The following is a 15,958-nucleotide window of genomic DNA, read 5'->3' as shown; positions in this document are numbered from 1 at the left end:
GCTTTTTAATCACCCGGCAGGAAACGATTTGGGCGGCGCAATCGATCGGGCATTCCGGTGCGCGATTTTTTCAGGCCGCCGCATCCGTTTTAATTCTCACAGCGTCCTTTCGTTATTGCGCGCGCCTTCTCCGATGCCGCGGGCGCATTGATGCCAGCCCCCTTCATCCCGTTTGACAGCATGGCGACACATCGCAGCGCCACCCTTGCCGCTCGGCGCGCCTGCGTCGCCTCACTGAATCGCACCGGAACCTGAACGTCCTATGCAACGCATCCTCAACGTGCTGACTCATCCGCGTACGCTCTCGATTGTCGGGATCGTCGCGCTAGCGGCGATTCTCTTCATCGTCGCCGACATGCTGCAGCTGCCGCTCCTGTGGGCGGCGCTCGCCTTCGCGGCGATCCTCGTGCTGTGGCTCGGCGTCGCGTTGTGGCGCCGCTGGCGCGTGAAGCGCGCGAACCAGCAACTCGGCCAGGTGCTGGAGGAGCAGGCGGAAACCGGCAAGATCGCCGCGCCGGCCGCGGCCGCGCTCGCGCCCGACTCGAAGACCGCCGACCTCGACGTGCTGCGCACGCGCCTGTCCGACGCGGTGAAGACGATCAAGACGTCGAAGATCGGCCAGGTGTCGGGCGGCTCCGCGCTGTACGAACTGCCGTGGTACATCGTGATCGGCAACCCGGCCGCGGGCAAGAGCAGCGCCGTGCTGAACTCCGGCCTGCAGTTTCCGTTCGCGGACAAGAACAGCGCCGTGATCCACGGCATCGGCGGCACGCGCAACTGCGACTGGTTCTTCACGACCGAGGGGATCCTGCTCGACACGGCCGGCCGCTACTCGGTGCACGAGGAAGACCGCAGCGAATGGCTCGGCTTCCTCGGCCTGCTGAAACGCTACCGTCCGAAGGCGCCGATCAACGGCATCATCGTCACCGCGAGCATCGCCGAACTCACCGGCAACCGCCCCGAATTTGCGATCAACCTCGCGAAAAACCTCCGTCAGCGCGTTCAGGAGCTGACCGAAAAGCTCGAGGTGTTCGCGCCGGTCTACGTGATGTTCACGAAGGCCGACCTGATCACCGGCTTCACCGAATTCTTCAGCAGCAGCGACAAGCACGAGTACGACCGCGTGTGGGGCGCCACCCTGCCCTACGAGCCGGACGAGAAGCGCGACGTCGTCGCGCTGTTCGACGAGCGCTTCGAGGAGCTGTACGAAGGGCTGAAGGAGATCAGCGTCGCGCAGCTGTCGCTGTCGCGCGGCAACCAGCTGTCGCCGGGCCAGTTGAGCTTCCCGCTCGAATTTTCGACGATCAAGCCGTCGCTGCGCGCGTTCCTCGCGACGCTGTTCGAGAACAACCCGTTCCAGTACAAGCCGATCTTCCGCGGCTTCTACTTCACCAGCGCGCTGCAGGAAGGCGAAACCAACAGCGCCGCCGCGCAGCGCATCGCGCACCGCTTCGGCCTCGACGCGAACGCGCTGCCGAAGCCGCACAGCGCGTTCTCGAAGAACGGCTTCTTCCTGCGCGACCTGTTCTCCAAGGTGATCTTCGCGGACCGCCAGACCGTGCGCCAGTTCGCGAGCCCGACCAAGACCCGGCTGCGCTACGCGACCTTCTTCGGCTTCGTCGCGGCCCTCGCGCTCGCCCTCGGCGGCTGGACCTGGTCGACGATCGGCAACCAGCAGCTCGTCGCGAACGTACAGGCCGACCTCGACAACGTCACGCGCCTTCAGCAGGGCCGCAATGACCTGCAGTCGCGCCTGCAGGCGATGGACATCCTGGAAGACCGGATCGAACAGCTCGAGCAGTTCCGCCGCGACAAGCCGGTGTCGGTGTCGCTCGGCCTGTACCAGGGCGACCGTCTCGAGCAGCATCTGCTGACCGAGTACTACAACGGCGTGCGCCAGATCCTGCTCGCGCCGGTCTCGCAGAACCTGGCGTCGTTCATGAAGGACGTGAACGCGCACCCCGAACAGCTCGTGCCGATGACGCGCCCGCCCGAATCGGGTGCCGTGCAGGGCGGCGCGGTGCCGGTCTCGACCAACCCGCCGGGCGCCGCACCGCCGGCCGGCGCCGCGCAAGGCGCATCCGCCGCAGCGGCCGCCGCGCCGCAACAGCCGGCTGCGCCGCAGGGCGGGCTGTACAGCGACGCGTCGCCGACCAACGTGCAGGACGCGTACAACGCGCTGAAGACCTACCTGATGCTGTCCGACAAGCGTCATGTCGAACAGGCGCACCTGACCGACCAGCTCGCCCGCTTCTGGCGCGGCTGGCTCGAGACGAATCGCGGCAACATGCCGCGCGACGAGATGATCAAGAGCGCCGAGCGCATGATCTCGTTCTATCTATCGCGCGTGACCGACGACGACTGGCCGATGATCGACGCGAACCTCGCGCTCGTCGATCAGACTCGCGAGAACCTGCGCCGCGTCGTGCGCGGCATGCCGGCCCGCCAGCGCGTCTACGAGGAAATCAAGGCCCGCGCGTCGACCCGCTTCGCGCCGATGACCATCGCGCGCATCGTCGGCGACGGTAACCAGGGGCTGGTCGCCGGCAGCTACGCGATTCCGGGCACGTTCACGCGTGAAGCCTGGTTCGACTACGTGCAGCCGGCGATCCGCGACGCGGCGACCAAGGAGCTGCAGGCGAAGGACTGGGTGCTGAACACGTCGACGCAGGACGACCTGACGCTCGAAGGCAGCCCCGAGCAGATCCAGAAGACCCTCGTCGGGATGTACAAGACCGAATACGCACAGCACTGGCAGAAGTTCATGCAGGGCATCGCGGTGCAGGGCTTCAGCAGCTTCGGCCAGGCCGTCGACGGGATGAACCGCCTCGGCGATCCGCAGGATTCGCCGATCCGCAAGATCCTCGAGACCGCGTACGACCAGACGTCGTGGGACAACCCGTCGCTCGCAAACGTGACGATCAAGAAGGCGCAGACGGGTGTCGTGAACTGGGTCAAGCAACTGTTCACGCGCTCGCAGGCCGGCCAGATGGCGGCCGCGAACATCGACATCAACGGCAATCCGGCCGAGGTGCCGATGGGTCCGATCGGCCAGGAGTTCATCGGGCTCGCGCGGATCGTCGCGACGCACGACGGCACGTCGATGCTCAAGGGCTACATGGATTCGCTGTCGAAGGTGCGCACGCGCTTCAACGTGATCAAGAACCAGGGCGACCCCGGCCCCGGCGCGCGCCAGCTGATGCAGCAGACGCTCGACGGCAACGGCTCGGAACTCGCCGATTCGCTGAAGTTCGTCGACGAGCAGATGCTGACCGGCCTCACCGATTCGCAACGCAAGTCGCTGCGTCCGCTGCTGGTGCGCCCGCTGATGCAGGCGTTCTCGGTGGTGATTCAGCCGGCCAGCGCCGAAGTCAACAAGGTGTGGAACGCGCAGGTCTACCAGCCGTTCCAGAGCTCGCTCGCGACGAAGTACCCGTTCGCCGCGAATGCGAAGGTCGAGGCCGGCGCAGGCGAAATCGCGCAGGTGTTCGGCCCGGACGGTGCGATCGCCAAGTTCGTCGGCACGACGCTGGGCCCGCTCGCGGTGCGCCGCGGCGACACGCTCGCGGCCCGCACGTGGGGCGACATGGGCATCGGCCTCACGCCTGACTTCACGAACGGCTTCGCGCGCTGGGTCGCCCCGCTCGCCGGCGGCGCCGCAGGTGGCGCGGCCGCGGCGGCCGAACCGCAGACCGTGTTCCAGATCCTGCCGCAGCCGAGCACGGGCACGACGGAATACACGATCGCGATCGACGGCCAGCAACTGCGCTACCGCAACACGCCGCCGCAGTGGACCAATTTCGTGTGGCCGAACCCGCAGGGGTCGCCGGGCGCGACGCTGTCCGCGACGACCTTCGACGGCCGCACGGTGCAGCTCGTCAACGAGCCGGGCCGCTACGGTCTCGAGAAGCTGATCAACTCCGCGCAGCGCAAGCGCCGTCCGGACGGCACCTTCGATCTCACGTGGATCCAGGGCAGCGTGAACGTGTCGGTGACGATGCGTATCATCAGCACGTCGCAGCCGACGGGCGGCGGCGGCGACCAGCCGCAGCAGCAGAGCCTGCGCGGCCTGCAGCTGCCGTCGTCGGTCGCCGACGCGAGCGCGGGCGCGGCACAGAACGCGACGCAGGCCGGCAACGGCGCGCCGGCCGCGGCACCGGCCGTCACGGCCGCCACCGCAACGAATGCACAGGGGGCGCAATGACGCAAACCGTTCAGGCGCAGATCGCCTACTTCGGCAAGATTCCGTCGCGCGGCGACTTCGTGAAGAGCCCGCACAATCCGCAGTTGCTGCAGACGCTCGATCGCTGGATCGCGCAGGCGCTCGAACTGCTCGCGGAAGATCCGCGCTGGAAGATCGTCTACGAGGATGCGAAGCCGATGCATTTCGCGTTCCTCGGCTCGCGCAGCAAGCTCGCGATCGCGGGCCACATGGTCGCGAGCCACGACGTGTCGATGCGCCGCTTCCCGTTCCTCGGCGCGACCGCGCTGGAAGTCGACCGGCCGCTCGCGTTCCTCGCGCGCAGCCCGCTCGCGTTCGCGCGGCTGTGGTCGCGCGTCGCCGCGCAGATTCCGCCGCTGCTGGCCAAGGAGGAACCGCCCGGCGCGCTGCAGGCGCTCGGCGACACGCAGGTGCCGATCGACGTCGGCGGCCCCGGCACGTCGCATGACGGCACCTTCAACGACTTCATCGAACACCAGTCGCTGTACGGCCTGCAGCAGATGCTGCTCGAAAGCGGCCATCCGGTCCGGCTGCGCGGCGCGATGCTCGCGCTCGGCTCGCTGTTGCGGCCCGTGATGCAGAGCGGTTCGTCGCACATCGAGCGCGGCCTCACGCTGCCGCTGCCGGTCGATCCGTTCTATCGCAGCCTCGTCGCCGCGTTCTGGCTCGAACTGATCGCACCGTTCGTCGCGCAGGCCGACTTCGAGCTCGCGATCTTCATCGGCTCGATCGCCGAGCGCGAGCGGTTGATCATCGGCTTCAACGGCGCGTCTTCGAAGACGCTGCTGAGCGTCGTCGACCCGCAGACCTACGCCGCCCACAACATCGACATCGACGATCCCGAGTGGATCGACGCCCATGCGCAAAACGATCAGCAGATCAGCAAGCTCGTCAGCTACCTCGACCAACCGCAACTCTCGCTGCGCGTCGCCATCGACGCATTCCGCGAAGCGTTCATCGGAGGCTGACCGGATGCAACGCACGATTCACATCCGCCGCGCGCGCTTGTCGCCCTTCGTGGCCGCCCTCGTCGTCGCCGGGCTCGTCGGCAGCGGCGCGGCCTACGCGCAGAACACGGGCGGCGCGACCGTCACGCCGGTCGGCAACGGCACGGTCGCGACCGCCGCCCTACCCGCGAATACCAACCCCGCCGCCGCGCCGGCCGCGGGGTCCGGCACGGTGGTGCACGGCACGGCCGGCACGATCGCGCCGCCGCCCGCGAACGCGACGCCCGGCCAGGTGGTGGCCGGCGGCAAGGTGCCCGACGAGGCGACCAAGGCCGCCGTGTTGCAGAAGCTGCGCGACACCTACGGCGCGGCGAACGTGGTCGACCAGATCGAGGTCGGCGACGTCGCGACGCCGCCGAACTGGAGCGCGAACGTGCAGAAACTGCTCGGCGCGCAGCTCAAGCAGATCAGCAAGGGCCAGTTGAAGATCAACGGCACGCAGATCGAGGTGAAGGGCGAGGTGCATAACGAAGCGCAGCGCCAGCAGCTCGCGAGCGACATGGCGAACACGCTGAACCCGACGTATACGATCAAGAACGGGCTGCGTGTGTCGGCGTCCGAGCAGGGGCTGCTCGACCAGACGCTCGCGAACCGCACGATCGAGTTCGAGACGGGCAGCGCGACGCTCACGCCCCAAGGCAGGCAGATTCTCGATCAGATGGCGGCCGCGCTGTCGAAGTTGCAGAACCGCACGGTCGACATCATCGGCCACACCGACAACTCGGGGAACCGGACGTCGAACATCGCGCTGAGCCAGGCGCGCGCGGATGCGGTGAAGGGGTATCTGATCACGAAGAGCATCCCACCGCAGCAGATGACGACGACGGGGGTCGGGCCGGATCAGCCTATTGCGCCGAATGATACGGCGGACGGACGGGCGAGGAATCGACGGATCGAGTTTCGGGTGGGGCAGTAAGCGGCGATTCCGCGACATGGCGAGCCGGGGGCAGGATACCGGTAGACGCGTTCCGCGGATTGCGCACGCCCCATTCTGCTTCCGCAGTGTCAACAAGTCGGTCGCCTGACCGACCGACTACTGAATCCAGCCATATTCCAGTGAAATACGCACTGCGCTGCTTGCGGTCGGCCATTCTTCTGGTCGTCGGTGGGTTCTTCGTGCTGGCGGGTGCAGCTGCCACGATCAATTCGGCCATCCTCGTTCGCGCTCGTGCGTGGCCTCACGTCCCCGCCGTTGTCGAGCGATGTGAGGTGTCGCTGCGATATGGCAAATCCAGTGTGACATGGGAGGCGCGCGCCCTCTTCCGCTATGGCGTGGGAGAGACGCAGCAGTACGATACGACGTGGCAGCCTGCCGGGTCGCCGGTGTATTCGCGTTCGGCCGCCTCGAACATCAGCCACGAACAGTTTGTCGCGTTCACGAAGACGTACTGCAACGCGGCCGCTAACGACGGCCTGCGTGTTTCATCGATGTTTCCGGGTATTGCCCGGCGCAACGACGCGGTGGTGGGCGGGGCGTGGGTACGGGAAATTGGATTCGGTCTGTTCGCTGTGGTCGGCGGGTTGATGCTGTGTGCGGTGGGTATTTCGCTGCTGCCGTGGATCGAGGCGCGCAAAAGGGACGCGGCAAAGCGCAGAACGCGGCGAGTATCCAATCGCGTCAGCGGCTCATGACGCATACGGAAAGACTGGTTTCGGATCACGCTTGGTCGCCTCGAACGCGTTGCATCGAGAACCTTCTTGCCGATCATTTTCCCCGCTGCGAGGTAGGCATTGAGCCGGACGTTCGACTTGGTATCCGCGTCGGATCCGTCCCGGGGCGCGAATAGTAGAGCTGGAACCAGAACTGATTCACGGGACGGTGGTGCGCATCACAAAGACGCGAGATGTTCGAGTACAGCCTGCTCTCCGGATCGAGTCGAATGGCGTCTCGATCGTTAGCTCCGGCCATGGCTATTGTCCCCCCGTCGCGGCGGCACCAGCCCCGCTGGAATCGACGGCACCGCAACCGCCTGGAATCGGTTCTGCCCAAGCTCTTTCACAACCGTCGGCGACAGGACGGCGGCCGCCTTCGCGAATGCGCCCGGCTTCCCCTTGCTTGACTGGATGAGTTTCTGCACCTCCGGGTGTGCGTCGAACCGGGGGTTCACCAGAAGCGCGTAATACGCGTATTGCTCGAGATCGCCGCGATCGGTGAAGCGGTACTTGATCCACGCTTCCGCAACGGTTCTCGAAATCCGGCGGTGCGACTGGGCGTCGTTGTCCTGATACTTCTTGTCGAGCTGCTTGCCGTATCGTTTCGCCAGATCACGCGACACGTCCACGATTGGCAACCGTGTACTGCCCAGCATCTCGCCGGGAAATGCCAGTTCGACATGACGGTCGGGGTAGAAGTGAACCTCGAGAATGCGCGAGCCGATCGAATCCGGCTCCTTCGTCGGCGGCAACGACACGTCCGTCTCCGCCTGCTGTTTCTTCACCTGCTCGCCCGGTCGCCAGTCGTCCGCATCGTAATAGGTCCACTGAACCTTGAAATCAGTGCCCTTCAGCAAGTAACAGCAGGCGATGCTGCCTTCACCTGCCCCAGGTTCAAGATCACCGCCACCGCGTGCCTTGTTGCCAAACTGATCGGTGATCGTGAACCGAACAAGGTTGTACGGCAGGTAGTTCAGCGCCTCGGTTGAAATGCTGGTGTAGGTCGGATCGGACTTGCTGCACGCCGCCATCGACACGAACAGCAAGCCTGCCGCGGCAACTCGCAACGCGGCGGAGAACGGTCCGCGAGCGGCGCGTGCACCGCGACAGCCCTCGTTCATCGCGAACCCGCCCGCGCTCTCAGGTCTCAAAGCCGTCGCTCGCGACTGCCTCACGACTGCTCATCAGGCCTCACACCCAGCAGCTCGCGGATATGCGACAGCGACCCGTCGTCCTTCACGACGCTCTCGAGCCACTTGTGCAGCGGCATGTCGGCCCATTCGGCGGCCTTGTCCGCGAGATACGCGACCGGGCTGTGCGGCTCGGTCTGCCGGAAGTAACGCGCGACGGCGCGCAGCTGGTCGACGGCCTGCGCGCGGTTCTGGATGCCGGCGATCATTTGCGTCATCGGAGGACGCGGAGCGGTCTGCGACTGCACATGGGTCTCCTGGATGGGGAACGCGTCGCCGAAGCTCGGCTCGAGGCGCTCGGGCTGCGCCTGCGGTGCCGACGGCGCATGCGGCGCGCTGCCCGTATAGCCCTGCTCGCGCGCAAAGCGCTCGGCGAGCCGGTACACGGTCTCGAACGCGTCTCGCGCCTGCCGGAAGCTCGGCGCCGAATCGCCCGCACGTTCGACGAGCCGCTCCTCGAACGCATCGAGCGAGAACTCGAACGCCTTCAGATTCGCGAGCAGCGTCGTGTAGAACGCGATCGGCGTCACGCGCCGCGACGCATCGACCTGCTCGACCGACGGTTTGCCGCGTGCGATGTCGTCCGCGTGTTCGGGGTCGCGCTTCACGGCCTGCGCCACATGCTGCGCGACTTCCCAGTCGAGCGTGGTGAACGCGTTCGACGCGCCTTCCGTCACGGGGATGCCGCGCAGCAACTCGGCCGTGCGGCCGGACAGCCACGCGACGTTGCCGAGCCGGTATTCGACGTCGTCGCCTTCCGGCAGCGGATGTACGGTGTCCCAATAGTCGCGGCACAGGCCTTCCAGCAGCGCATAGCCTTCGGTGAGGCCGGTGATGCCGTCCTCCAGCGCGAGCGCCTCGGTCAGCCACACGGCGAGCCGCAGGTCCTTGGTGCGCGTGCGCAGCAACTCGCCCGCGTGATCGACGACGAAGCCCCAGTCGGCCTCCTTGATCTCGGTCACCCACTCGCCCTGGTCGAGCGTCGGATCATCGTAGCGCCGCGCGTCCTGGATCGCGTCGAATTCGTTCGAGAACAGCAGGTCGTCGCCGCTGGGCGACGCATCGCTGATCGGCGTCAGCAACTCGGGAAGATTGATCGGCATGGTTCGGTCAGTTCATCAATGCGTGTTGCGCGGCGGTGCTCATTCGACGGTGTAAGCGAATTCGCCGGCCTCGTCCGCGCGCACCGCGATGCGCGCGATGGCCGCGCCGTCGGCGATCCGGCCGAGCACGTGGCCCGCGATCTCCGGCAGCAACGTGCCGTTCAGGATGTGGTCGACGTTGCGGGCGCCCGAGTCGACCTCGGTGCAGCGCGCGAGCACCGCATCGACGAGCGATTCGTCCCACTCGAACGCGGCCTTGTGGTTCGCGTCGATGCGGCGGCGGATCCGTTCGAGCTTCAGCTCGATGATCTCGGCCAGCACGTCGTCGGAAATCGGGTAGTACGGCACGACCTTCATCCGGCCGAGGAACGCGGGCTTGAACGTCTTGTACAGCTGCGGGCGCAGCGCCTCGGCGAGCGCGTCCGGATCGGGCAGCTCCTCGGCCGGCTTGTTCAGGCACGCCTGCATCACCGCGGCCGACCCGACGTTCGACGTCAGGATGATCAGCGTGTTGCGGAAGTCGATCTCGCGCCCTTCGGCGTCGTCCATCGTGCCCTTGTCGAACACCTGGAAGAACATCTCGAGCACGTCCGGGTGCGCCTTCTCGACTTCATCGAGCAGCACGACGGAATACGGGTTGCGGCGCACGGCCTCGGTCAGCACGCCGCCTTCGCCGTAGCCGACGTAGCCCGGCGGCGAACCCTTCAGGCCCGACACGCTGTGCGCTTCCTGGTACTCGCTCATGTTGATCGTGACCATCTTGCGCTCGCCGCCGTACAGGATGTCGGCCAGCGCGAGCGCCGTCTCGGTCTTGCCCACGCCCGACGGCCCGACGAACATGAACACGCCGCGCGGCTTGTTCGGATCCTCGAGGTTCGCGGTCGCCGTGCGCACGCGCTGCGCGATCGCGTCCAGCGCATGGTCCTGGCCGATCACGCGCGCACTCAGCAGCGGCTGCAGATTCAGCACGGTGTCGATCTCGTCCTTCACCATACGGCCGAGCGGAATGCCGGTCCACGCGGCGACGATCTCGGCGACGACATGGCCGTCGACCTGCAGCGGCACCATCGGCTCGCCGCCCTGCAGCGCGTGCAGCGCCGCGACGCGCTCCGTCAGCTTCTCGCGAGTGGCCGACACGTCGACCGGCTCGCCGTCTTCCGACGGGCCGCGCGCCTTGTCGAGCGCATCACGCAGTTCGGTGATCTCGGCGACGATCACGCGCTCGGCTTCATAGCGCGCCTCGTCCTCGGCCAATTGCGCGAGCGCAGTGTCGCGCGCGCCGCGCAGTTCGAGCAGCCGCTCGTCGTGCGACGCGCCGCCCGCCGATTCGCGCTCCAGCGACGCGATTTCCGCGTCGATGCGCTCGATGCGCTTCTTCGTGTCGTCGATCGTCGCCGGCGTCGCGCTGTGCGCGAGCGCGACCTTCGCGCACGCGGTGTCGAGCACGCTGATCGCCTTGTCCGGCAGCTGGCGGCCGCTGATGTAGCGATGCGACAGGCGCACGGCCTCGGTGATCGCATCGTCGAGGATCCGCACGTTGAAGTGCTTCTCCATCAGCCCGGACATCCCGCGCAGCATCGCGGCCGCGAGCGGCTCGCTCGGCTCCTCGACCTTCACGACCTGGAAACGCCGCGCAAGCGCCGCATCCTTCTCGAAGTACTTCTTGTATTCGCTCCACGTCGTCGCGGCGATCGTGCGCAGCTCGCCACGCGCGAGCGCCGGCTTCAGCAGGTTCGCCGCGTCGTTCTGGCCGGCCTGGCCGCCCGCGCCGATGATCGTGTGCGCCTCGTCGATGAACAGGATGATCGGGTGCGCGCTCTTCTTCACCTCGTCGATCACGCTCTTCAGACGGTTCTCGAACTCGCCCTTCACGCTCGCGCCGGCCTGCAGCAGGCCCATGTCGAGCACGTGCAGCGCGACGCCACGCAGCGGCGGCGGCACGTCGTCGGCCGCGATCCGCAACGCGAGGCCCTCGACGACCGCCGTTTTGCCGACGCCGGCCTCGCCGGTCATGATCGGGTTGTTCTGGCGCCGGCGCATCAGGATGTCGATCGCCTGGCGGATCTCGGCTTCGCGACCGATCACCGGATCGATCTTGCCGTCGCGCGCACGCTGCGTGAGGTTGGTCGTGTACGTGTCGAGCGCGGGCGTCTTCGACGGGCCGGCCGCGGGCAAGGCGCCGTTGGCGGCCGGCGCGACGTCACCCTCTTCCGTATCCAGCTGGCGCGGCTCGGCCTCGCTCGAGCCGCCCATGATCTCGTCGAACTTGTGCTTCAGGTCCGTCACGTTCATTTCCGCGAACTGCGGCGACATGCGCTGCGCGAACTGCGCGAGATCGGGCGCGGTCAGCAGCGCGAGCAGCAGGTGCCCCGAGCGGATGCGGCCGAGCTGCGAATCGAGCGACGCGATCAGCCATGCCTGCTCGAACAGCGCGATCAGATGCACGGAGAAAACCGGCGTGCGCGTGTTGCCCGTCTTCAGCCGCGTGAGTTCGCGCTCGAGATCGGCACGCAGCGCATGCGGATCGACGCGGCTCGCGCGCAGTGCGAGCGGCAGGTCGCCCGTCGCCTCGTCGAGCAGCGCGAGGAACAGGTGCTCCAGATCGACCTCGTAATGGCCGCGCGCCAGGCACGCGCTCGCCGCACGCTCGGTCGCGTGCCGGCACAGCGGGTTCAGTTTCGTGATCAGGGTCTTCAGAGGCGTGCTCATGGCGTCGATCTCAGGTTCGATTGGTGTTTATTGTCGTTTGGAATCAGTGAATCACGTGCAGTTCGTAGCGGGCGTCCGAGCGGTCGTCGAGCGCGTCGCGCGTGCAGAGGAACGCGTCCCAGCCGAGCCGCGAGCCTGCGCCGAGCACGCTCGCGCCCACCTCGGTGCGCTTCAGCACGAGCTTCACCTCGTATTCGAGCGTGACGCCGGCGAGCAGCGTCAGCATCCGCTCGAGCGCGACGGCGTGCGCGCCGCCGGGCAGGAATGCTTCGTAGTCGCGCTTGGACAGCGGGCCGACGACGATCCGCGCGCGCATGTCGCGCTGCCACACACGTTCGCCGACGAGCGCCGTCGCGCCGAGCACCGCGTTGACCTCGCCGAGCACGCTCAACTGGTCGGGCGGCACGTCGTACCATTTGCCGACGAACTGGTCGATCTTCACCGGCACGCGGAAGTAGTCGGACAGCGCGCGCTGCAGGTACGCGGCCGACATCGGCCGGTGCCGCGCGGCGAGCGCGTAGCCGGCGACGGCCTCGTCGAGCACGCCGCCCGCGCCGGCCGCGAGGTTGTCGCGGATCTCGTCGCTCGGCACGCCGGCGATCGCGAGCAAGAGCGGCAGGTAGCGCTCGTCGCGATCGAGTTCGTAATGGAACGGCAGCCGGTATTTCTTCCACGCCGCGTAGAACAGCGCGGTCGCGCGGTTCGAGAACACGTCGAAGAACGCGCGTGCCGCGTGGTCGCGCTTCAAATGCTCGCGCGCGACGATCTGCTCGGTGTAGTGCAGCGGCAGCGCGCCCTGAGCGCCGAGCAGCCCGAAGAACGCCGGCGTCAGCTCGACGTGACCGAGCTCGCCGGCCGCGAGCGCGGCGCCGCGTTCCTCATCCGAATCGAGCAGCGCGCCGCCGTCGTGGAACGACCGGGCGCCTTCGATCTCGCTCGGCGGAAAGCCGAGCGACAGCGTGTTGCGGAATTCGATGTGCTGCGCGACGACGTCGCCCTGCCGCCATGCGCCGGGCGCATCGGACGCCTGCCGCGCGAACAGCCCTTCGAGCACGCGCACCGCCTGGAAGAATTCGAAGCGGTGCGGCTCGTCGAGCAGCGCGTCGACTACGCCAGGATCGATTCGCCGGTTCGGGGCTTGCATCGGATGATCTCCTCGCCGGTGCGCTTCGACACCACGACTAGTTGAACGAAACTGTTGAGGTGGACATACAGCCCGAAGAAGCTGTCGAGCACGCGCACGAACGACGCGAGGCTCGCGCCGACGAAGTGCTCCTCGTCGATCGTCAGCCGGATCTCGATGCCGCGCACGAAGGTCGCGAACGGCTTGCCGGGCAGCCACTGCACGGCGCCGCGCTGCTCGACGCCGGCGAGGCCGTCGATCTGGCGCATCGACACGGCGGTGCGCCGCAGATCGTACAGCGTCAGCATTTCCTTGAGCGGCGCGAGCCCGTGCGCGACCAGCGACACGTGATTCAGCGCGAGGTGCGACACGAGCCGCCAGTGCGCGGCGCGGCCGCGCTCGAAACGCACGCTCTGGGTCGGGCGCCGCAGCAGCGAGATGCCGCTCGTCTGCGCACCGCCTTCCTGGAACAGGTCGCCGCCTTCGAGGCCGAACGCGAGCATCGACGGCAGATCGCGGTTCGTGCAGGTGAGGTCGAGGCTCAGCGTGTCGGTCTGCGGCGACGTCGGCTCGAAGTCGATGTCGACGATCGAGATCTCCGTTTCGTATCCGGGGCTTTTCTGCGCGACCCAGTCGTTGCGGCGCGCGAACCAGTAATGACCGATCCGCGCCGATTCGCCGTGATGCAGCGAATAGAACGGCCGGAACTCGATCACCGATTCCTCATGCGCCTGCTGCCGAACGAGCTTCACCGAATCGATCGAGTACACCTCGTACGCGAACGCCCGGCGCGCTTCGGCGATCACCGGATACGACACCGCGCGGTGCGTGATGCGGATCGGCTCGCCGTGCTGGCGGAACAGATTGACGATCGGCGTGCAGAACAGCCGGAAATGGCTGGCCGTCAGCAGCTCGAGCAGCCGCGCGACGTGCGAATCGCTGCGCACGTCCTGCAGCACCAGATGCAGCGTCGCGCGCTGGCAGCGGCCCGACGCGCGCGCGATCGCCGCGACGTCGAAATCGACGAAATCGAACTTGTCGGGGAACGCGAAGTATTCGGTGAGCAGGCGATAGGCGGGGTGCGACTTCGCCGGGTAGTCGATCAGCGCGTCGTCCTCGTCGAAGCCGGCGTGCGCGATCGGCAGCTTGCGCAGCGCGGTCCAGCGGCCGTTGCGCTCGGGCTCGACATACGCGCCGAGCACGTTGACGAACAGGCAGTCGGTCAGCGCGGCGACGAACGACTGTTCGCCGTGCAGGTGCGCGCGCAGCGTAGGCAGCTTCAGCGCGCCGAGATCGAGCTGCGCGGCGAGCGATTCGAACGTGATCGAGATCACGCCCGTCGCGTTGGACGGCAGCACCGTCGCGCTCGGCGCGAGCGCGACCGGCATGTAGCGCGCTTCCGAAATGCGGATCGGCGCGAGCGTCACGTCGTACGCGGTGCGGAACCGGCACTGCACGCCGCGGATCGGACGGCTCTTCAGCTCGGTGCCGCGGTCGATCACGACCGGTTCGGTCTGCTGGCCGGGCGAAGCCGGCGTGAATTGCGCGATCGAGCACGACGGGAACGGCCGCAGGTAGTGCGGATACAGCACTTCCAGCAGCGCTTCGGTGAATTCCGGGTAGTCGTCGTCGAGCTTCTTGTTGATGCGCGCGCCCAGCAGCGCGAACGACTCGATCATCCGCTCGACGTGCGGATCCTCGCAGTGCTCGCCGGACAACGCGAGCCGCGCGGCGATCTTCGGATAGCGTTCGGCGAAATCTCGCGAATAGCGCCGCAAAAACGATAATTCGCGCTCGTAATACGGCAGCAATTCTTCCATCGACGACCCCGAACCTCAATATTTCCTGCCGGACCCTGTTCCTCCACCGGGCGGTCCGGCCCGCTCGGCGGCTTGACTCACAGCATTCTTGCCGCGCGTGTGCGCGTGACCGAATACTGCAGCGTCGACGGCTGCAACATCGCGTCGAAACTCACCGGCTCTTCGGCCGGATGCACGACGAGCAGCGCCTGGATCGCGAAGTAAAGCGCGTTGGTCGACTGCTCGTTCAGCTCGAACGTCACCTGCACCTGCTGCAACCGCGGCTCGTGGCGCGCAATGGCCTGCTGGATCGACTTGCAGATGAACGCGCGGTCGTAATGACTCGCGAGGCTCAGCCCCGCGAAATCGTTCAGCCCGTAGGTCAGCACCGACTTCTGGCATTCCGGCAGCTCCGCCAGTTCGAGTTCGGTGTGCGCGATACGGCTGTTGAGGATCGCCTCGACGTCGCGGGCGACCGTGTTCTTGAGCTCGTCCAGCGACAATTGCCGCATCGCTGCCGAGGCCGGCAGGTGCGGTTCGTCGTCGAACAGCTTGTCGAGAAAACTGGGTTCGAATCGTTTCATCAGCCGGCTCGCACAGCGAAAACGGCAACGGGACGCAGCGCGCCCCGTTGCCGCAACCGACCTTAGACCGCGTAGGTCTTGTCGTTCTTCGTCAGACTCCAGGCGCCCTGCGTGTTGCCGCCCTGGTTGCCGCCGATCTTCTGCTGGGTTTGCTTCCACTGCACAGCTGCGTACTTCAGCGAGAACGTCTCGAGCGGCAGACCTTCCTCGCGAACGCTCGGGGCGATGCTCGAGATGATCACGTACTTAAGCTTGACTTCCAGATACTGCACGCGCTTGCCTTCACCGTCAGCGCGCGAGAAATGGACCGTCACCTCGTCGAACGTGGTGCCGCCCGAAGCGTGTTGGTACAGCAGCGGGCTCGACGAATCGATTTCCTTCGTGAAAATCATGTCGCCGTGCTCGCAACGCGTCATCGTGTGACCGCCAGCGGTCGATGCGGTTGCCGAACGCGGTTGAACGATCGAGTGATCCCACGATTTCAGCTCGATCCAGCCCTGGTGGTCCTTGTCCGCGGACTCGCCCTTCACCGCGGGACTACCAAACTGCAAGTGCATATGTAACATGG

Annotated in this window: 11 protein-coding genes; 4 read left to right on the top strand and 7 right to left on the bottom strand. The window is 66.7% G+C overall.

All coding sequences use genetic code 11. The features are described from left to right. Positions 1-262: 262 nt before the first annotated feature. The 4 genes from tssM to BAMB_RS01985 all read left to right on the top strand — a co-directional run bounded on the left by tssM (position 263) and on the right by BAMB_RS01985 (position 6,861). Positions 263-4,204 carry a type VI secretion system membrane subunit TssM gene (gene tssM, locus BAMB_RS02000; RefSeq protein ID WP_011655832.1) on the top strand — a complete coding sequence of 1,314 codons (3,942 nt, stop codon included), beginning with the start codon at positions 263-265 and terminating at the stop codon, positions 4,202-4,204. Continuing rightward, complete coding sequence (tagF, locus tag BAMB_RS01995; RefSeq protein WP_011655831.1) at positions 4,201-5,190, top strand: type VI secretion system-associated protein TagF; 990 nt, start codon at positions 4,201-4,203, stop codon at positions 5,188-5,190. The genes tssM and tagF overlap by 4 nt, the downstream gene beginning before the upstream one ends. A 4-nt stretch (positions 5,191-5,194) precedes the next feature. After that, on the top strand, positions 5,195-6,145 hold the full coding sequence (locus BAMB_RS01990; RefSeq protein WP_011655830.1) for an OmpA family protein: 951 nt from the start codon (positions 5,195-5,197) through the stop codon (positions 6,143-6,145). Positions 6,146-6,285: 140 nt separating this feature from the next. Then, positions 6,286-6,861 (top strand): hypothetical protein, encoded by a 576-nt coding sequence (locus tag BAMB_RS01985; RefSeq protein WP_041491076.1) that lies wholly within the window; start codon positions 6,286-6,288, stop codon positions 6,859-6,861. 263 nt (positions 6,862-7,124) lie between these two features. Here BAMB_RS01985 and BAMB_RS01980 read toward each other — a convergent pair whose 3' ends face one another. From BAMB_RS01980 to BAMB_RS01950, 7 genes are all read right to left on the bottom strand, one after another. After that, positions 7,125-8,003: a DUF3304 domain-containing protein gene (locus BAMB_RS01980; protein WP_011655828.1), complete on the bottom strand. Its 879-nt coding sequence runs from the start codon at positions 8,001-8,003 to the stop codon at positions 7,125-7,127. Positions 8,004-8,053: 50 nt separating this feature from the next. Next, the gene (gene tssA, locus BAMB_RS01975; protein WP_011655827.1) at positions 8,054-9,175 is read right to left on the bottom strand and encodes a type VI secretion system protein TssA; all 1,122 of its coding nucleotides are present in this window, start codon (positions 9,173-9,175) and stop codon (positions 8,054-8,056) included. 39 nt (positions 9,176-9,214) lie between these two features. Beyond that, entirely contained in the window at positions 9,215-11,884 is a 2,670-nt protein-coding gene (gene tssH, locus BAMB_RS01970) for a type VI secretion system ATPase TssH (RefSeq protein ID WP_011655826.1), read from the bottom strand. Positions 11,885-11,927: 43 nt separating this feature from the next. Beyond that, positions 11,928-13,028, bottom strand: a complete 1,101-nt coding sequence (gene tssG / locus BAMB_RS01965) for a type VI secretion system baseplate subunit TssG (protein ID WP_011655825.1) — start codon at positions 13,026-13,028, stop codon at positions 11,928-11,930. Continuing rightward, positions 12,992-14,827, bottom strand: a complete 1,836-nt coding sequence (gene tssF / locus BAMB_RS01960) for a type VI secretion system baseplate subunit TssF (protein ID WP_011655824.1) — start codon at positions 14,825-14,827, stop codon at positions 12,992-12,994. The genes tssG and tssF overlap by 37 nt, the downstream gene beginning before the upstream one ends. A gap of 77 nt (positions 14,828-14,904) precedes the next feature. Continuing rightward, positions 14,905-15,390: a type VI secretion system baseplate subunit TssE gene (tssE, locus tag BAMB_RS01955; protein ID WP_011655823.1), complete on the bottom strand. Its 486-nt coding sequence runs from the start codon at positions 15,388-15,390 to the stop codon at positions 14,905-14,907. A gap of 62 nt (positions 15,391-15,452) precedes the next feature. Further along, positions 15,453-15,956 carry an Hcp family type VI secretion system effector gene (locus BAMB_RS01950; RefSeq protein WP_006477093.1) on the bottom strand — a complete coding sequence of 168 codons (504 nt, stop codon included), beginning with the start codon at positions 15,954-15,956 and terminating at the stop codon, positions 15,453-15,455. Positions 15,957-15,958 lie beyond the last annotated feature (2 nt).

Origin of the sequence: Burkholderia ambifaria AMMD, assembly GCF_000203915.1 — a bacterium.
GTDB classification, from domain to species: Bacteria; Pseudomonadota; Gammaproteobacteria; order Burkholderiales; family Burkholderiaceae; genus Burkholderia; species Burkholderia ambifaria.
Note: the sequence above shows the minus strand (reverse complement) of the source record. Positions and strands in the feature narration are given on the sequence as shown.